A 16,197-nucleotide genomic window follows, 5' to 3' on the forward strand; every position below is an offset into this window, starting at 1 on the left:
GTCGTCGCGCTCAAGCATGCGCGCCACCGTGTGCTGGCCGGCCAGGCGGATCATGTCGGCCGCGCCCATCTTGCCGAACCACTCCGAATTGAAGCGCACTTCGGTCTTGTCTCGGTCGAGCACCTTGAAGACCTGGTCCTCATAGGTCCGAGCGTTGGCCAGCACGTCGTCCTTGCTGAGCGGCTTGCGGGTGACGTTCTTGCCCGACGGGTCGCCGATCATGCCGGTGAAGTCGCCGATCAGGAAGATGACCTGGTGGCCGAGGTCCTGGAACTGGCGCAGCTTGTTCAGCAGCACGGTGTGGCCCAGGTGCAGGTCCGGCGCGGTGGGGTCGAAACCGGCCTTGATCCGCAGCGGGCGGCCGCTTTCCAGGCGCTGGCGAAGCTCCTCGGGCTTGAGGACTTCGTCGGCACCGCGACCGATCAGGGCGATGGCTTCTTCAATCGATGACACGTGACAGCTCCCGGCAATGCCTTATTTATATGAATGACGTTAAGTAGTAGTTAACCGCAAGCGCTTCACAAAAGCCAATAGGCACAAGGGTTTGACGCGGTATTTATACCTGTCTATGTTACCGACGTTTGGGCCCGCGCTCCCGGGCCAGCCAGGAACAGACCGACGATGCTCAATTCCGATCAAGGCCGCGCGCGCAAGACGCGCTTCAAGGAACGTCTCCACGTCCTCCACGACACCGCCCTGCATCGGAAGCTCAAACAGCACCTTCCTGCCGCCTTCAACCAGCGCTGGACGCGCCGGCACTGGATGCACGCCAGCCTGTTCGCCACCATCGGCGCCCTGGTGGCCACGATCGTGCCGGGCTTCTCGCACACCATTGAATCGCCCTACTCGGTGGGCCACTCCACCCTGGCCCTGCCGTTGCCGCCGCTGTCGCTGGAACGCCAGAAGCAGGTGCCGGGCGACAGCTGGCAGGTGCTGCGGGTGCAGCGTGGCCAGACCCTGAGCAACCTGTTCGACGAGGCCGGCATCCCGGCCACGGTGATGCACCAGGTGCTGGACCACCCCGGTGCGCGTGAGGCGCTGACCAAGCTGCGCCCCGGCGCGGAGATCGCCTTCGACCTGCCGCTGTCCGGTGACCTGCGCACCATCCGCTTCGACCGCGATGCCGACAACCGGGTCGAGCTGTCGCTGGCCGACGGCAAGATTGCCGAGAAGGTGATCAAGCGCGAGTCGTCCACCCGCCGCATCGTGGCCAGCGGGGAAATCACCAGTTCGCTGTATGCGGCCGCGCGCAAGGCCGGGCTGTCGCCGTCGGCGATTGCCACGATGACCGACGAGATCTTCAAGTACGACATCGACTTCTCCAAGGACCTGCAGCCGGGCGACCGCTTCAGCGTGGTGCTGGATGAGACCTGGCGCGAAGGCGAGAAGGTGGACACCAGCAAGATCCTGGCGGCCACCTTCACCTCGGGCGGCAAGACCTACAGCGGCTTCCGCTTCGATCGCAACGGCAAGTCGGAGTACTTCGACGTGAGCGGGCGGCCGCTGAAGAAGAGCTTCATCCGCATGCCGATTCCGTTCGCGCGGTTGAGCTCCAGCTTCGGCGCACGCAAGCACCCGGTGCTGGGCAAGATGCGCATGCACAAGGGCGTGGACTACGCCGCCCGCACCGGCACTCCGATCATGGCCGCCGGCGATGCCCGCGTGCAGTTCGCCGGCACCCAGCGCGGCTATGGCAACGTGGTGATCCTGGACCACGGCCGCGGCCACACCACCCTGTACGGGCACATGTCGCGCTTCGGGGCGATCAAGACCGGCCAGCGCGTGGCCCAGGGCACGGTGATCGGCTATGTGGGCTCGACCGGCATGGCGACCGGCCCGCACCTGCACTACGAATTCCGCGTCAACGGCGAGCACCGCAACCCGCTGTCGGTGACGATGCCGCCGCCGGAGCCGCTGAAGGGTGCCGAGCTGGTGGCCTTCCGCGCGCAGACCGCACCGGCGCTGGCCCGCATCCAGGGCATGGAAAAGCTGATCTACGCCGATGCCAGCCCGGCGCCGCAGGCCGCCCCGGCCGACCCCCAGGCCCAGACGCAGACCGCCAGCGTGGCCAAGCCGGCCAGGCGCACCCGCGGCTGATCGCCCGGTACAGCGCGCGGACACGCGCGCATTGACGGCGGCAACGGGTTGCGCGGAAGCTGGGCGCACCCCGTTTTGACTGTGCTGCCATGACCGCTGTCGTTGACCCGCATACCCCGCTCTACCTGGGCCTGATGTCCGGCACCAGCGCCGATGGCATCGACGCCGCGCTGGTGCAGTTTCCCGAGGCGGGCGGCTGCCGGTTCGTTTTCGGCCACACCCACGCGTGGGACCCGGCGCTGCGGGCCGAGCTGATTGCACTGGGCGAAGGCGGCGCTGTCGAGTCGCTGGATACGCTGGGGCGGATCGATGCGCAGATCGGGGTTACCTTTGCCGCCGCGGCCAATGCCCTGCTGGACCTCAGCGGCGTGGACCGGGCGCAGGTGCGGGCGATCGGCTCGCACGGGCAGACCGTGCGCCACCGGCCGCTGGCCGACCCGGCCTTCACGATGCAGCTGGGCGATGCCAACCGGATTGCCGAAGCCACCGGCATCACCACCGTGGCCGATTTCCGCCGCCGCGACGTGGCCGCCGGGGGCCATGGCGCGCCGCTGATGCCGGCCTTCCACCTGGCCATGCTGGGGACCGCCGACGAAGACCGGGCGATTCTCAACCTGGGCGGCATTGCCAACCTGACCCTGATTCCGCGCGATGGCGTGCCGCGTGGCTTTGATACCGGCCCGGCCAATGCGCTGATGGATGCGTGGTGCCAGCGCCATCGCGGGGTGCCGTTCGATGCTGATGGCGCATTTGCGGCCAGTGGGCAGGTGGATGAGGCGTTGCTGGCGCAATGGCTGGACGAGCCGTGGTTCGCGCTGCCGCCGCCGAAGAGCACCGGGCGCGAGCAGTTCCACCTGGCGTGGGCGGAGGCGGCGATGGGCGAGGGCCAGCATGCGGCCGCCGATGTGCAGGCCACGCTGCTGGAGCTGACCGCCGCGACCGTGGCCGATGCGCTGCTGGCGCACCTGCCGGGTGCCCGGCGGGTGCTGGTGTGCGGCGGCGGGGTGCGCAACCCGCAGCTGCTGCGGCGGCTGGCGGCGCGGCTGCCGGGGGTGGTGATCGAGTCCAGTGCGGTGCACGGGCTGGACCCGGATTACCTCGAGGCGATGGGGTTTGCGTGGTTGGCGCAGCGCACGCTGGACGGGTTGCCGGGGAACCTGCCGAGCGTGAGTGGCGCGCGTGGGCCGCGGATTCTGGGGGCGATCCATCTGGCGTGACCGGAGCGCCCGTTTGGTTTGAGGGTCATGCCGGTATCGAGCGTTGATCCCGGGTCGGCAGTCGGCTGGGGCGCGACCCTACCGGTGGATGCCGACGGCCGCGCCCAAGCGCAAGGCGGGACAGGGCGTAGCGCCGGGCTCTGCCCGGCAATCGTGGGGACGGATCGTAGTGCCGGGCTCTGCCCGGCATTCGTGGGGACGGATCGTAGTGCCGGGCTCTGCCCGGCAATTGCGGACCGTGGCGCGGGCGCAGCCGGGCAGAGCCCGGCTCTACACGCCCTGGGCGTCGGGCAAGGCCTGCAGCGCGGCGATGGCGTCGGCCAGGGCGTCTACTTCCGGGCTCTGGAAGCCGCTGCGGACCTCCAGTTCACTGGTGAACAGGCCCTGCTCCAGCAGCACCACACAGGTGTATTCGCGGGTCCAGCCGCGTGCGACGGCCACGCGCCGGATGCGTTCGTTCAACAGCGGGTCCAGATCCCGCAGCAGCAGATCGACCATTGTTCTCCCCGTTGGCAAGCACCGCCCCCACGGCACAACGGGGTCGATCATGGCGCAGCGGGGGGCGTCGGGCAACCGGCCGGGTCAGACGGCGGCGGCGCGTTTGCGCTGCTGCCGGATCAACAGCGCACACAGGATGACCACCGGGATGCCGATGAGTGCGGTGCCGGTGAAGAACAGCGCATATCCCTCCAGCAGGGTGCGGCCCTGGGCCAGCGACTGCACCGCCCAGCCGGACAGCCCCTTCAACGCCTTGCCCGGCATTGCGTAGAACGAACTCAGCAAGGCGTACTGGGTGGCGGTGTATCCGATGCTGGTCAGGCTGGACATGTAGGCGATCAACGCCGTGCCGGCGAAGCCGCCGGAGATGTTGTCGATGGCCATGGCGATGGCGAAGCTGGTGGGGTCCGGACCGACATAGGCCAGCCACGCAAAGGCGAGGTTGGAGGCCGGGCCCAGCACCGCGCCGACCAGCAGGGTGGCGAGCACACCCCAGCGCACCGACACCAGGCCGGCAGCGGCAATGCCGATGAAAGTGGCCACCAGCCCGACCGAGCCGCGCACCGCGCCCACGGTCTCCTCGGCCAGCCCGAGGTCCACGTAGAACGGGTTGGCCATCGGGCCCATGATGAAATCGGCCATGCGGTAGATGCTGATGGCCAGCAGGATCAGGATCGCGCCACTGCGGTGTTCGCGCAGGAAGGCCACGAACGGGCCCACCAGTGCGTCGAACAGGCCGCGCGGCGTCCACAACGCGGCCGCCTGCGCCTGCACCGCCAGCTGCGCGCGCGCCGGCTCTTTGGCCATCACCACGGCCACCACGCCCAGCGCCATCAGCCCGGCCATGATTTCATAGGAGATCTGCCAGCCCACCCGGGCGGCGATCAGCAGGATCAGCGCATCGGTAACCAGCAGCGCGGTGCGATAGCCCAGCGCAGCCGAGGAGGTGAGCAGCCCGAGCTGTTCACTGTTCTCGGCGATCTCGATGCGCCAGGCATCGATGACGATGTCCTGGGTTGCAGACGCAAACGCCACCACGGTGGCCATGACCCCGAACACCACCAGGTGTTCCCAGGCGATGCCAAGGAAGACGAAATGGCCGCCCTTGGGCTGGACCAGCGCCATCCCCACCAGCGCCACGGCCACCACCAGCTGGGACAGCAGCATCCAGCCACGGCGGCGGCCGAAACGCCCCAGCAGCGGCGCGTTGACCTTGTCGACCAGCGGCGCCCACAGGAACTTCATCGAGTAGGCCAGGCCCACCCACGACAGGAAGCCGATGGTGGTGAGCTCGATGCCTTCCTTGCGCATCCAGAAGCCGAGCGTGTTGCCGACCAGGTAGATCGGCAGTCCGGAACTGAAGCCCAGCAGCAGCATGGCCAGCACCTTGCGCTGGCGCAGGTTGGCCAGCACCCGTTGCCAGGGCCGGCGCGGCTTGGCGACCGCTTCACTCATGGGGCGTAGTCCACCGTAAACGGGGCATGGTCGGAGAAGCGCTCATCGCGGTAGATCGAGCACGCGCGCAGGCGGTCGCGCAGGCCGGGGCTGACGAACTGGTAGTCGATGCGCCAGCCGACGTTGTTGGCCCGGGCCGCGCCGCGGTTGCTCCACCAGGTGTAGTCCTCGCCCTGCGGGTGCAGCAGGCGGTAGGCGTCGGTCCAGCCCTGGCCGGCGGCGATGTCCAGCGCCTGGTCGGTGTCCACGCACTGGCCGTTGAGCCAGTCGCGCTCGGGCGGCAGGCAGCCGGAGTTCTTCTGGTTGGACTTCCAGTTCTTGATGTCCAGCGCCGAGCGCACGATGTTCCAGTCGCCGCACAGGACGTAGTCGCGGCCACTGGCCAGCCACTCCGCCAGGATCGGGCGCAGCCACTCCATCACTTCGTACTTGAAGCCCTGGCGAAGATCGCCCGAGCTGCCCGACGGGATATAGAAGGAGACCACGCTGAGGTTGCCGTAGCGGGCCTCGATGTAGCGGCCTTCGTCGTCGAACGGGGCCCAGCCCAGCGAGGTGATGACCTGGTCGGGCTCACGCTTGCTGTAGATGGCCACGCCGCTGTAGCCCTTCTTGGTGATGGCGTCGCGGTAGAAGCAGTGGTGGCCGTCCGGGCGGAACATCGGGTCGGTCAGCTGGTCTTCCTGGGCCTTGGTCTCCTGGATGCAGAGCACGTCGGCGTCCTGGGCACGGAACCAGTCGAGGAAGCCCTTGGTGGCGGCCGAACGGATGCCGTTGGCGTTGAAGCTGATGATGCGCATGCGGGTCCAGGTCTGAAGCGGTAACCGGGAAAGCATACCGGGAAGACCTTGCCGCGGCGTGCCGGAATGCGGCGGCGCTGTGTGCCGGCCGGGGCCTCCTGCGGGGCTGCGACCGCCCGCCGCGGGGCCCCGGAGGGCGAAAAACGCGCCCATGCATTAGGATTTGCGGTCCAAATGAATTGAATAGAGTCCTGATGAGCGACCATCGCCACCGTTTCCTGCAACTGGCCCTGACCGCCGATGCCCTGCGTTTCGGCCAGTTCACCCTCAAGTCGGGCCGCCTGAGCCCCTATTTCTTCAATGCCGGCCGCTTCGATTCGGGCGTGCGCATGGTCCAGCTGGCCGCCTGCTACGCCGATGCGGTGGAAGCCACCGGGCTGAAGTTCGACGTGGTGTTCGGCCCGGCCTACAAGGGCATCCCGCTGGCCACCGCGACCGCCTGCGAGTTCGCCCAGCGCGGCCGCGACCTGCCGCTGTCGTTCAACCGCAAGGAAGCCAAGGCCCACGGTGAAGGCGGCAACCTGATTGGCGCGGACATGAATGGCAAGCGCGTGCTGATCGTGGACGACGTGATCACCGCCGGCACCGCCATCCGCGAGGCCCTGGGCATCATCAAGGACGCCGGTGGCACCCCGGCCGGGATCGTGGTGGCGCTGGACCGCCAGGAGATCGCCTCGGAAACCGACCGCCGTTCGGCGGCCCAGTCCGTGGCCGAGGAAGCCGGCATTCCGGTGGTGGCGGTAGCCACGCTGGCCGACCTGCTTGATTTTGCCTCCGGAAATCCGGAACTTGTGGGGTACCGGCAGCCGCTGGAGGACTACCGGTCCCGCTACGGCACCCGTCCTACGCGTTGAGAGCAGGGGGCTCTGACCACCATGTCCAGGATTGTTTCGATCACCGCCATCGGCCTGTTGCTGGCCGTCGCCACGGTGCCCGTGCACGCCCAGAGCGGCAAGGGCGAGGCGAAGGCGAAGAAGCTGTATTGCTGGAACAAGGGGTCCGAGCGTATCTGCAGCGATACGCTGCCCCAGGATGCGATCAACAACGCACGCGAGGAGTTCAGCGCCAGCAGTGGCCTGCGTCGCGGCGAGGTGGAGCGCACCCTGACCGAGGAAGAGCGGGCCGATGCGGCGGTTGCCGCCGCGCAGCACCAGCTCGACCTGGCCGCGCAGGAGACCCGCCAACGCACCGAGCAGGCGATGCTGTCCACGTATGAAAACGAGAATGACCTGCGCCGGGTATTCGTGGAGCGCACGGGCATCATCGACAACAACGTGCAGACCGCGCGCTACAACGTGGCCAGCCTGCGCGACGCACTGGTGAGCCTGCTGGGCACCGCCGGCGATCGCGAACTGGCCGGGCAGCCGGTGGTGGAGAAGCAGGCGGCAAGCATTCGCCAGCGGCACACCGAACTGGTGGCGCAGCTGCGCATGCAGAACTCGTTCGAGCAGCAGCGCCGTGCGCTGGATGTGGAGATCGAGGAGACGCTGCAGCGGTACCGGCTGCTGAAGGGCGTGGGGACCAATCCGCGCGGCTAAGCGCGCGGTGTGAAGGGAAGAGAAGGCGGCCTTGGGCCGCCTTTTTTTGTGGGGGCGGGTGGGAACCGGGCGTGGGCGCCCCACCGGCGTAGAGCGGGGCTCTGCCCCGCTGCCGTAGATCCGGGGCAGGTGACGCGTTACGGGCAGCTGGGCAGAGCCCGGCTCTACGGGGCGGTGTGCGGGTTGCGCGATGAGCATGCCTGCGCAGGTTTTATGCACTTTTTACGCGGCGGGGCCGGTTGCGGCGTGGAGCGTTTACGCCGGTGGGGAACACGATGGGCGCCTGACGTGGAGTGGTTCCACCTGGACGTCCCATGAGCCTGTTTCTGCCTGTTTCCCCTGCCGCCGGTGCGCCCTGCACCGCCGCCCTTCTTTCCTGCGCCTGAGGCCATTGCCATGTCTGCCTGGCTTTCCCTGCTGTGCGGCGTGCTGGTGCTGGTTGCCGCCGCCTACCTGCTGTATGTCGTGCTTCGGCCCGAAGCGTTCTGACCGGAGCCGACCATGACCGAGATCCTGTTGATCCTGCTGGCCAGCATCGTGCTGGCCTTTCCGCTTGGGCTGTACCTGGCCCGGGTGATGCGCGGTGCGCCGATGCGCGGCGATGCGCTGTTCGGGCTGGTTGAAAAACCGCTGTACTGGCTGCTGGGCGTGAACCCGGCGCGCGGCATGTCGTGGCGCGGCTATGTGGGCGCCTTCCTGTTGAGCAACGTGGTGATCGCGGTGCTGGTGCAGGCCGTCTTCATGACCCAGGCCTGGCTGCCGTTCAACCCCGACCAGATCCCCAACATGCGCTGGGACACCGCGCTGCACACCATGGTGTCGTTCCTGACCAACACCAACCAGCAGCACTATTCGGGCCAGGCGCAGCTGTCGTACTTCGCGCAGATGACCGCGATCACCGGCCTGCAGGTGGTGACGCCGATGATGGGTCTGGCGCTGGTGGTGGCCACCCTGCGCGCCCTGTTCGGTGCGCGTCCAGAAGACGTGGACGCACAGCAGGCCGCGCAGCTCAGCGCCGACCGCCGCGTGGACGTGGGCAACTACTACGCCGACGTAGTGCGTTCGTGCGTGCGCTTCATGCTGCCGCTGTGCCTGCTGTGGGCGGTGCTGCTGACCAGCCAGGGCGTGCCCTCCACGCTGGCGGCCGGTCCGCAGGCCACGCCGATCGATGCCGCCGCCGGCATGGACACGCAGAAACTGCCGCTGGGTCCGGTGGCGGCGATGGTGGCGGCCAAGCAGCTGGGCACCAATGGCGGTGGCTGGTATGGCCCCAACAGCTCAATGCCGCTGGAAAACCCCACCCCGCTGTCGAACGCGCTGGAGCTGATCGGCATTCTGCTGATTCCCATCGCGGTGATCTTCATGCTGGGCGCGTTCACCGGGCGCAAGCGCCTGGCCGGGCTGGTGTTCGGTTGCATGCTGGCGATGTCCAGCGTGTCGGTGGCGGCCACGGTGTGGCTGGAAGGCCACTCGGCCACCGCGGCCAGCCCGCTGCTGATGGAAGGCAAGGAAGTGCGCTTCGGCGCGGACGGCACCGGCATGTGGGCGGCCATCACCACCCAGGTGTCCAACGGCTCGGTCAACGGCATGCATGACTCGCTGAGCCCGCTGGCCGGTGCGGTGCCGATGGTGAACATGCTGGTCAACGCGATCTGGGGCGGCATTGGCTGCGGCCTGCAGCAGTTCATCGTGTACCTGCTGCTGGGCGTGTTCCTGGCCGGGCTGATGACCGGGCGTACCCCGGAACTGCTCGGCCGCAAGCTGGAAACTCCTCAGGTGCGCCTGCTGGCCCTGCTGGTGCTGCTGCAGCCGATCACCATCCTGGGCTTCACCGCGATCACGCTGGCCATTCCGTCGATCACCGGCACCTCCAACCCGGGCTTCCACGGCGTCAGCCAGGTGTTCTATGAGTATGTGTCGGCGTTCGCCAACAACGGCTCGGGCTTCGAAGGCCTGGGCGATGCCACCCCGTGGTGGAACCTGAGCTGCACGCTGGTGCTGCTGCTGGGCCGCTACCCGGTGCTGGTGATTCCGCTGATCGTGGCCGCGCAGCTGGCCGCCAAGCGGCGCGCCCCGGAATCGGCCGGCACGCTGCAGATTGAAACCCCGACCTTCGCGCTGACCCTGATCGCGCTGATCGTTGTCCTGACCGTATTGCAGTTCATGCCGGCGCTGGTGTTGGGCCCGGTGGCCGACCACCTGTCGCTGACCCTGCATTGAGATGTGACCCCATGAGTACCTATCCCTTGAACGTTTCTTCCCACCGCCGCCAGCGCCTGCTCGACGCGGCCGGCTGGCGCCGCGCCCTGCGCGATGCGGTGATCAAGCTGTCGCCCCGTCACCTGCTGCACAGCCCGGTGATGGCGGTGGTGATGGCCGGCACCGTGGTCAGCCTGGTGGTCACCCTGAGCGGCAACGCACCGCTGGGCTTCGGCCTGGCGGTCACCGCGATCCTGCTGCTGACCGTGCTGTTCGGCAACTTCGCCGAGGCCGTGGCCGAAGCCCGCGGCCGGGGCCAGGCGGCCTCGTTGCGACGGGCTCGCCAGGACCTCAGCGCGCGCCGGCTGGCTGCCGCGCATGCCGGGGCCAGCGAAACCCAGGTACCGGCCGCCGAGCTGCGCCCGGGCGACCATGTGATTGTCAGTGCCGGCGAACTGATTCCGGCCGACGGCGAGATCGTGCAGGGCCTGGCCACCATCAACGAAGCGGCGGTGACCGGTGAATCGGCGCCGGTGCTGCGCGAGGCCGGGACCGACCGCAGCGGCGTGATCGGCGGCACCAAGGTGCTGTCGGACCAGATCATCGTGCGCATCACCGCCGAGCCGGGCCACAGCTTCCTGGACCGCATGATCGCGCTGGTGGAAGGCGCCAACCGCCAGAAGACGCCCAACGAGGTCGCGCTGACCCTGCTGCTGGCGGCGATGACGCTTACCTTCCTGATCGTGGTGGCCACGCTGCCGGCGATTGGTGCGTTCGTCGGCGTGCAGGTTGATCCGCTGCTGCTGATCGCGCTGCTGGTGTGCCTGATTCCCACCACCATCGGCGGGCTGCTGCCGGCCATCGGCATTGCCGGCATGAACCGGGCGCTGGCCGCCAACGTGCTGGCAAAGTCGGGCAAGGCGGTGGAAGTGGCCGGCGACGTGGACGTGCTGCTGCTGGACAAGACCGGCACCATCACCTACGGCGACCGCCAGGCCACCCACTTCCATGCGCTGGCCGGGATCGACGCCACGCAGCTGCGCGAAGCGGCGCTGCTGTCGTCGCTGGCCGACCCCACCCCGGAAGGCAAGTCCATCGTGCGCCTGGCGCGCGAGCAGGGCTGCACCACTGCCGAACCGGACCGTGCGGACTACCTGGCATTCACCGCGCAGACCCGCATGTCCGGCGTGGACCTGGACGGCGGCCGGCGCATCCGCAAGGGGGCCTCCGATGCGATCACCGCCCATGTGCGCGAGCTGGGTGGCACGGTGCCGGCCGAACTGCCGGGCCGCGTGGAGCAGGTGGCGCGCAACGGCGCCACCCCGCTGGTGGTCTGCGAAGGGCGGCATGTGCTGGGCGTGATCGAGCTGTCGGACGTGGTCAAGCACGGCATGCGCGAGAAGTTCGCGCAGCTGCGGGCCATGGGCATCCGCACGGTGATGATCACCGGCGACAACCCGCTCACCGCCGCGGCCATTGCCGCCGAAGCCGGCGTGGACGACTACATCGCCGAGGCGCGCCCGGAAGACAAACTGGCCCGCATCCGTGCCGAACAGGCCGGTGGACGGCTGGTGGCGATGGTGGGCGACGGCACCAACGACGCCCCCGCGCTGGCCCAGGCCGATATCGGCCTGGCGATGAACTCCGGCACGCAGGCCGCCAAGGAAGCCGGCAACATGGTCGACCTGGATTCGGACCCGGCCAAGCTGCTGGCGGTGGTGGAAGTGGGCAAGCAGCAGCTGATCACGCGCGGTGCACTGACCACCTTCTCGCTGGCCAACGATGTGTCCAAGTACTTCGCGATTCTGCCGGCGCTGTTCGCCTCCACCCTGCCGGCGATGGCGGCATTGAACGTGATGCACCTGTCCAGCCCGCGCAACGCGGTGCTGGCAGCGCTGATCTTCAACGCGCTGGTGATTCCGGCGTTGATTCCGCTGGCTCTGCGCGGGGTGCGCTTCCGCCCGGCCACGGCCACCGCGCTGCTGCGCCGGAACATGCTGGTGTACGGCCTGGGCGGCGTGCTGCTGCCGTTCGCGGCCATCAAGTTGATCGACCTCTTCCTTGTCTCGGTATTCGGCGCATGAACCGCTCACTTGCAACCTCCCTGCCCCGCACCGCGCGCGCCCGCGCCGTGGATGCGGCCACCCTGCAGCAGCACGGCGCGTGGCGCCCGGCGCTGATGCTGGGCCTGGTCAGCCTGCTGCTGCTCGGCCTGGCGCACGCGTTGGCCGCCACCGGCGCCAGCCGGCTGCTGTTTCCGGCGCAGGCCGACGGCAGCCTGCTCATCCGCGACGGCCAGGTGCGCGGCTCGCAGCTGATCGCCCAGCCGTTCACCGGCGACGGCTACTTCCAGGCGCGCCCGTCGGCGGCCAACTACGACCCGATGGCCGCGGCCGGCAGCAACCTGGCGCGCAGCAACCCGGCCCTGCAGGAACGCGTGCAGGCCAGCATCGCCGCAGTGGCCGCGCGCGAAGGGATAACGCCGGCGCAGGTGCCCGGCGACCTGGTGACGCAGTCGGGCGCCGGCATGGACCCGGAGCTGTCGCCAGCCGCCGCGCAGGTGCAGATGGCGCGGGTGGCGCGCAGCCGTGGGCTGCCGGTTGAGCAGGTGGCGGCGCTGGTGAAGGCGCATACGCTGGGTCCGCAGTGGGGCGTGTTCGGGCAGCCGCGGGTGAACGTGATGACGTTGAACCTGGCGCTGGATGCGCAGGACGGGCAGCCGGGCAAGGCCGGGCTCTACGGGATGCCTTGATGCGCTGCGTACCGTCCCGGGCGCACAATCGCCACCCATGAGCGACCCCCGCACCCGCCAGGCCGATGCCCTGGTTGAACGTCTGCAACGCGAAGCCGGCGGCAAACTCACCGTGTTCCTCGGTGCCGCCCCCGGCGTGGGCAAGACCTTCAGCATGCTCAGCCGCGCGCACGAGCAACTGCGCCGTGGCGTGGACGTGGTGGTGGGGCTGGTGGAAACCCACGGCCGCGCCGAAACCTCGGCGCTGCTGGAGGGCCTGCCGCAGGTGCCGCTGCTGCAACGCGACTACCAGCAGCACGTGCTGGGCGAGATGGACCTGGACGCGGTGCTGGCGCGCCACCCGGCGCTGGTGCTGGTGGACGAACTGGCCCACCGCAACGTGCCCGGCAGCCGCCACGAGCGGCGCTGGCAGGACGTGATGGAACTGCTGGAGGCCGGCATCGATGTGTGGACCACGGTCAACATCCAGCACCTGGAAAGCCTCAACGATGTGGTGATGCGCATCACCGGTGTACGCGTGAGCGAGACCGTGCCCGATGCGGTGCTGGATCGCCTGCACGACATCGTGCTGGTGGACATTCCCCCGCGCGAACTGATCGAGCGCCTGCAGCAGGGCAAGGTGTACGTGCCCGAGCAGGCCGCGCAGGCCCTGCAGGCGTTCTTCTCGCCGGCCAACCTCACCGCGCTGCGCGAACTGGCCATGCAGGAAGCGGCCGACCGCGTGGACAGCAGCCTGCGCGAGACCCGCGCCGCGCGTGGCGAAGGCAACTTGCCGCTGCGCCGCCGCGTGCTGGTGGCCATCGATGGCGGGGGCCAGAGCGAGTACCTGGTGCGCGTGGGCCGGCGCATTGCCGAGCGCCGCGATGCGCCATGGACGGTGGTGACCGTGCAGGGCCGCCGCAACGACGAGGCCACCCGGCGCGAGATCGACGCGGCGTTCGCCCTCGCCCGCCGCCTGGGCGGTGAGGCCGAGCTGCTGCACGGGTCCAGCATTGCCGATGCGCTGTTGGACCATGCCGCGCACAACAGCGTGTCTACCCTGATACTGGGCCGCACCCGCGAGCGCCCGGTCGCGCGCATGCTCAACCGCACCCTCACCCAGCAGTTGATCCAGCGTGGCGCGCACTACGAGATCACCATCATCGGCACCCCGCAGGCGCGTGCACGCGCGCGCCGCACCGGGTTGAGCGTGCCCAGCCGCAGTACCGGCCAGGACACCCTGCTGGCATTGGGCGCCACGGCGATTGCCTGCCTGGTGGCATTGGTGGCCGAGCGCTGGGTAGGGCTGTACGACCTGTCGATGGTGTTCATCGTGGCGGTGGTGATGGTGGCCGCGCGCAGTCGCACCAGTGCGGCGGTGATTGCCGCGGCGCTGTGCTTCCTGGCCTACAACTTCTTCTTCATCGCCCCGCGCTTCACCTTTGCCATCAGCGCGCGGCAGGGCGTGATCACCGTGTTCCTGTTCCTGGCCGCTGCGTTGGTGGCCGGGCGGCTGGCGTCGCGGCTGCGCATGCAGGTGCTGGCGTTGCGCGCGGCCAACCGGCATGCCAACGCGCGCCAGGCACTGGGCCGGCAGCTGACCCGCGCGGCCAGCAATGAAGAGGTCGCCCAGGCCGGGCGCGAGGCGCTGGAACAGGCGATGGACGCACCGGCGTGGCTGCGCATCGGCCAGGACACCAGCACCAGCGGCAGCGCCGCGCCGGGCGACACCGATCTGGCCGCCGCCGACTGGGCACGCCGCCACGGCCAGCCCAGCGGCCGCTTCACCGACACCCTGGCCGGTGCGGAGTGGTGGTTCCTGCCGCTGCTGGACGGCGACGACCGCGCCATCGGCGTGGCCGGCATGCGCTTCGCCCGCAACGCGCCGCGCCTTACCCCCGAGCAGCGGCAGCTGGCCGAGGCGATGGTGGATGACATTGCCCAGGCCGCGCTGCGCACCCAGCTGGTGGCCGACCTGGAAAAGGCGCATGTGAGCAACGAGACCGAGCGCCTGCGCTCGGCGCTGCTGTCGTCGGTGTCGCACGACCTGCGCTCGCCGCTGGCGGCGATGATCGGCTCGGCCGACAGCCTGGGCAGCTATGCCGACGCGATGGACGCGCAGGACCGCCGCGCCCTGCTGGACACCATCCTGGTGGAAGGCGAGCGGCTGGACCGCTACATCCAGAACCTGCTGGACATGACCCGGCTGGGCCACGAAGGGTTGCAGATCAACCGCGACTGGATCGGCGTGGACGAGCTGGTGGGCTCGGCCGCGCGCCGCCTGCAGCGCTACCAGCCGGAGGTGCAGTTGAAGCTGGACATCCCGGCCACGCTGGCGCCGATCTGGGTACACCCGGCGCTGGTGGAACAGGCCGTGTTCAACGTGATGGAAAACGCGGCCAAGTTCTCCCCGCCCGGCGCGGCGGTGGAGGTGCAGGCGCGGCTGGTGGAGGGCGAGCTGCGCATCGACGTGCTGGACGCCGGCCCCGGCATTCCCGACGACGAGCGCGCGCGCATCTTCGACATGTTCTACAGCGTGGAGCGTGGCGACCGCGGCCGGCATGGCACCGGGCTGGGGCTGACCATCTGCCAGGGCATGATCGGCGCCCATGGCGGCAGCGTGCAGGCACTGCCAGGGCGCGACGGACGCGGTACCCTGATCCGCATTACGCTGCCCCTGCTGCAACCCCACCCTGCCGATGACCACGACGACCCCTGACCTGCCCCAAGGTGCGCCCCCGGCGCGCGTGCTGGTGATTGACGATGAAGCGCAGATCCGCCGCTTCCTCGACATCAGCCTGCGCGCGCAGGGCTACCGCGTGGTGCAGGCGGCCACCGGCCAGGCCGGGCTGGAAGCGCTGGTCAGCGAAGGCGCGGACCTGGTGATCCTGGATATCGGCCTACCGGACATGGAAGGCCACGAGGTGCTGGCCGAACTGCGCCAGTGGAGCCAGGTGCCGGTGATCATGCTGACCGTGCGCGCCGGTGAAACAGAGAAGGTGCGCGCGCTGGACAACGGCGCCAACGACTACGTGACCAAGCCGTTTGGCACCCAGGAACTGATGGCGCGGGTGCGGGCGTTGCTGCGCTCGCGCACGGTGTCGGCCGATGGCGTGTTGCCGCAGTTCGATGACGGGCATCTGCATATCGACCTGGTGCGCCGCGAGGTGCACCTGGATGGCGCGCCGGTGGCGTTGACGCGCAAGGAATACGCGTTGTTGTCGTTGTTGCTGCGCAACGCCGGGCGCGTGGTGACCCAGCCACAGATCCTGCAGGAGATCTGGGGGCCAACGCATCAGGAAGACACGCATTACCTGCGGATTCTGGTGGGGAAGTTGCGGCACAAGCTGGGCGATTCCGCGCTGGATTCGCGGTACGTGTTCACCGAACCGGGCGTGGGGTTGCGGTTCAAGGGGTGAGGCGGCGGGGTGTGGTTTCTTGCGTCCATCACCGTTGTGCCGGAACACCTGGTAGGGTCGCATCCCGATCGACCGCCGATACGTTCCCCGCGTTCGGTTGTGGCATGAACACCGGCGGAGAAACACGTTTCGATTTACGGTCATGCCAACATCGCACGTTGCCCGTTTCACGGCAGTCGATTGGGATGCGACCCTACCGGCGGTATCTCGTTGTCCGTGTGCGAACCGGGATGGCGTGCGGGATCA

14 protein-coding genes (1 of these 14 running past the window's edge) are annotated in these 16,197 nt (G+C 68.9%); 10 read left to right on the forward strand and 4 right to left on the reverse strand.

The features are described 5' to 3' along the window. On the reverse strand, positions 1 to 453 hold the beginning of the coding sequence (gene tyrS, locus DX03_RS18060; RefSeq protein WP_038690948.1) for a tyrosine--tRNA ligase. Its footprint begins 759 nt before the window's first position; the window shows 453 of its 1,212 coding nt (coding positions 1-453); it begins with the start codon at positions 451 to 453; the stop codon falls past the left edge of the window. Between the two features lie 168 nt (positions 454 to 621). Between tyrS and DX03_RS18065 the strand changes: the two genes are divergently transcribed. Both DX03_RS18065 and DX03_RS18070 read left to right on the forward strand, forming a co-directional pair. Beyond that, a complete protein-coding gene (locus tag DX03_RS18065) occupies positions 622 to 2,097 on the forward strand; it encodes a M23 family metallopeptidase (protein WP_038690950.1) in 1,476 nt (491 codons plus the stop codon). Between the two features lie 89 nt (positions 2,098 to 2,186). Continuing rightward, positions 2,187 to 3,314, forward strand: coding sequence for an anhydro-N-acetylmuramic acid kinase (locus DX03_RS18070; RefSeq protein ID WP_038690952.1), 1,128 nt, complete (start codon positions 2,187 to 2,189; stop codon positions 3,312 to 3,314). 270 nt (positions 3,315 to 3,584) lie between these two features. Here the strand turns inward: DX03_RS18070 and DX03_RS18075 are convergent, their stop codons facing one another. The 3 genes from DX03_RS18075 to DX03_RS18085 all read right to left on the reverse strand — a co-directional run bounded on the left by DX03_RS18075 (position 3,585) and on the right by DX03_RS18085 (position 6,064). Next, positions 3,585 to 3,812: a hypothetical protein gene (locus tag DX03_RS18075; RefSeq protein WP_038690954.1), complete on the reverse strand. Its 228-nt coding sequence runs from the start codon at positions 3,810 to 3,812 to the stop codon at positions 3,585 to 3,587. 84 nt (positions 3,813 to 3,896) lie between these two features. Beyond that, entirely contained in the window at positions 3,897 to 5,267 is a 1,371-nt protein-coding gene (locus DX03_RS18080) for an AmpG family muropeptide MFS transporter (RefSeq protein WP_038690956.1), read from the reverse strand. Next, positions 5,264 to 6,064, reverse strand: a complete 801-nt coding sequence (locus DX03_RS18085) for an exodeoxyribonuclease III (RefSeq protein ID WP_038690958.1) — start codon at positions 6,062 to 6,064, stop codon at positions 5,264 to 5,266. The genes DX03_RS18080 and DX03_RS18085 overlap by 4 nt, the downstream gene beginning before the upstream one ends. Before the next feature lie 194 nt (positions 6,065 to 6,258). Between DX03_RS18085 and pyrE the strand changes: the two genes are divergently transcribed. The 8 genes from pyrE to DX03_RS18125 all read left to right on the forward strand — a co-directional run bounded on the left by pyrE (position 6,259) and on the right by DX03_RS18125 (position 15,951). Next, positions 6,259 to 6,918: an orotate phosphoribosyltransferase gene (gene pyrE / locus DX03_RS18090; RefSeq protein WP_038690961.1), complete on the forward strand. Its 660-nt coding sequence runs from the start codon at positions 6,259 to 6,261 to the stop codon at positions 6,916 to 6,918. A gap of 21 nt (positions 6,919 to 6,939) precedes the next feature. Continuing rightward, on the forward strand, positions 6,940 to 7,602 hold the full coding sequence (locus DX03_RS18095) for a hypothetical protein (RefSeq protein WP_038690962.1): 663 nt from the start codon (positions 6,940 to 6,942) through the stop codon (positions 7,600 to 7,602). Positions 7,603 to 7,998: 396 nt separating this feature from the next. Then, positions 7,999 to 8,091: a potassium-transporting ATPase subunit F gene (locus tag DX03_RS18100; protein ID WP_038690964.1), complete on the forward strand. Its 93-nt coding sequence runs from the start codon at positions 7,999 to 8,001 to the stop codon at positions 8,089 to 8,091. Positions 8,092 to 8,103: 12 nt separating this feature from the next. Further along, the gene (gene kdpA, locus DX03_RS18105; protein WP_038690966.1) at positions 8,104 to 9,822 is read left to right on the forward strand and encodes a potassium-transporting ATPase subunit KdpA; all 1,719 of its coding nucleotides are present in this window, start codon (positions 8,104 to 8,106) and stop codon (positions 9,820 to 9,822) included. An 11-nt stretch (positions 9,823 to 9,833) separates the two neighbouring features. Next, positions 9,834 to 11,885: a potassium-transporting ATPase subunit KdpB gene (gene kdpB, locus DX03_RS18110; RefSeq protein ID WP_038690968.1), complete on the forward strand. Its 2,052-nt coding sequence runs from the start codon at positions 9,834 to 9,836 to the stop codon at positions 11,883 to 11,885. After that, positions 11,882 to 12,553: a potassium-transporting ATPase subunit KdpC gene (gene kdpC, locus DX03_RS18115; RefSeq protein WP_051598916.1), complete on the forward strand. Its 672-nt coding sequence runs from the start codon at positions 11,882 to 11,884 to the stop codon at positions 12,551 to 12,553. Before kdpB ends, kdpC begins: the two co-directional genes overlap by 4 nt. Before the next feature lie 37 nt (positions 12,554 to 12,590). Beyond that, a complete protein-coding gene (locus DX03_RS18120; RefSeq protein ID WP_038690969.1) occupies positions 12,591 to 15,251 on the forward strand; it encodes a sensor histidine kinase in 2,661 nt (886 codons plus the stop codon). Continuing rightward, on the forward strand, positions 15,232 to 15,951 hold the full coding sequence (locus tag DX03_RS18125) for a response regulator transcription factor (RefSeq protein ID WP_051598917.1): 720 nt from the start codon (positions 15,232 to 15,234) through the stop codon (positions 15,949 to 15,951). The genes DX03_RS18120 and DX03_RS18125 overlap by 20 nt, the downstream gene beginning before the upstream one ends. The last annotated feature ends 246 nt before the right edge of the window (positions 15,952 to 16,197 follow it).

This window comes from Stenotrophomonas rhizophila, assembly GCF_000661955.1.
Classification (GTDB): Bacteria; Pseudomonadota; Gammaproteobacteria; order Xanthomonadales; family Xanthomonadaceae; genus Stenotrophomonas; species Stenotrophomonas rhizophila.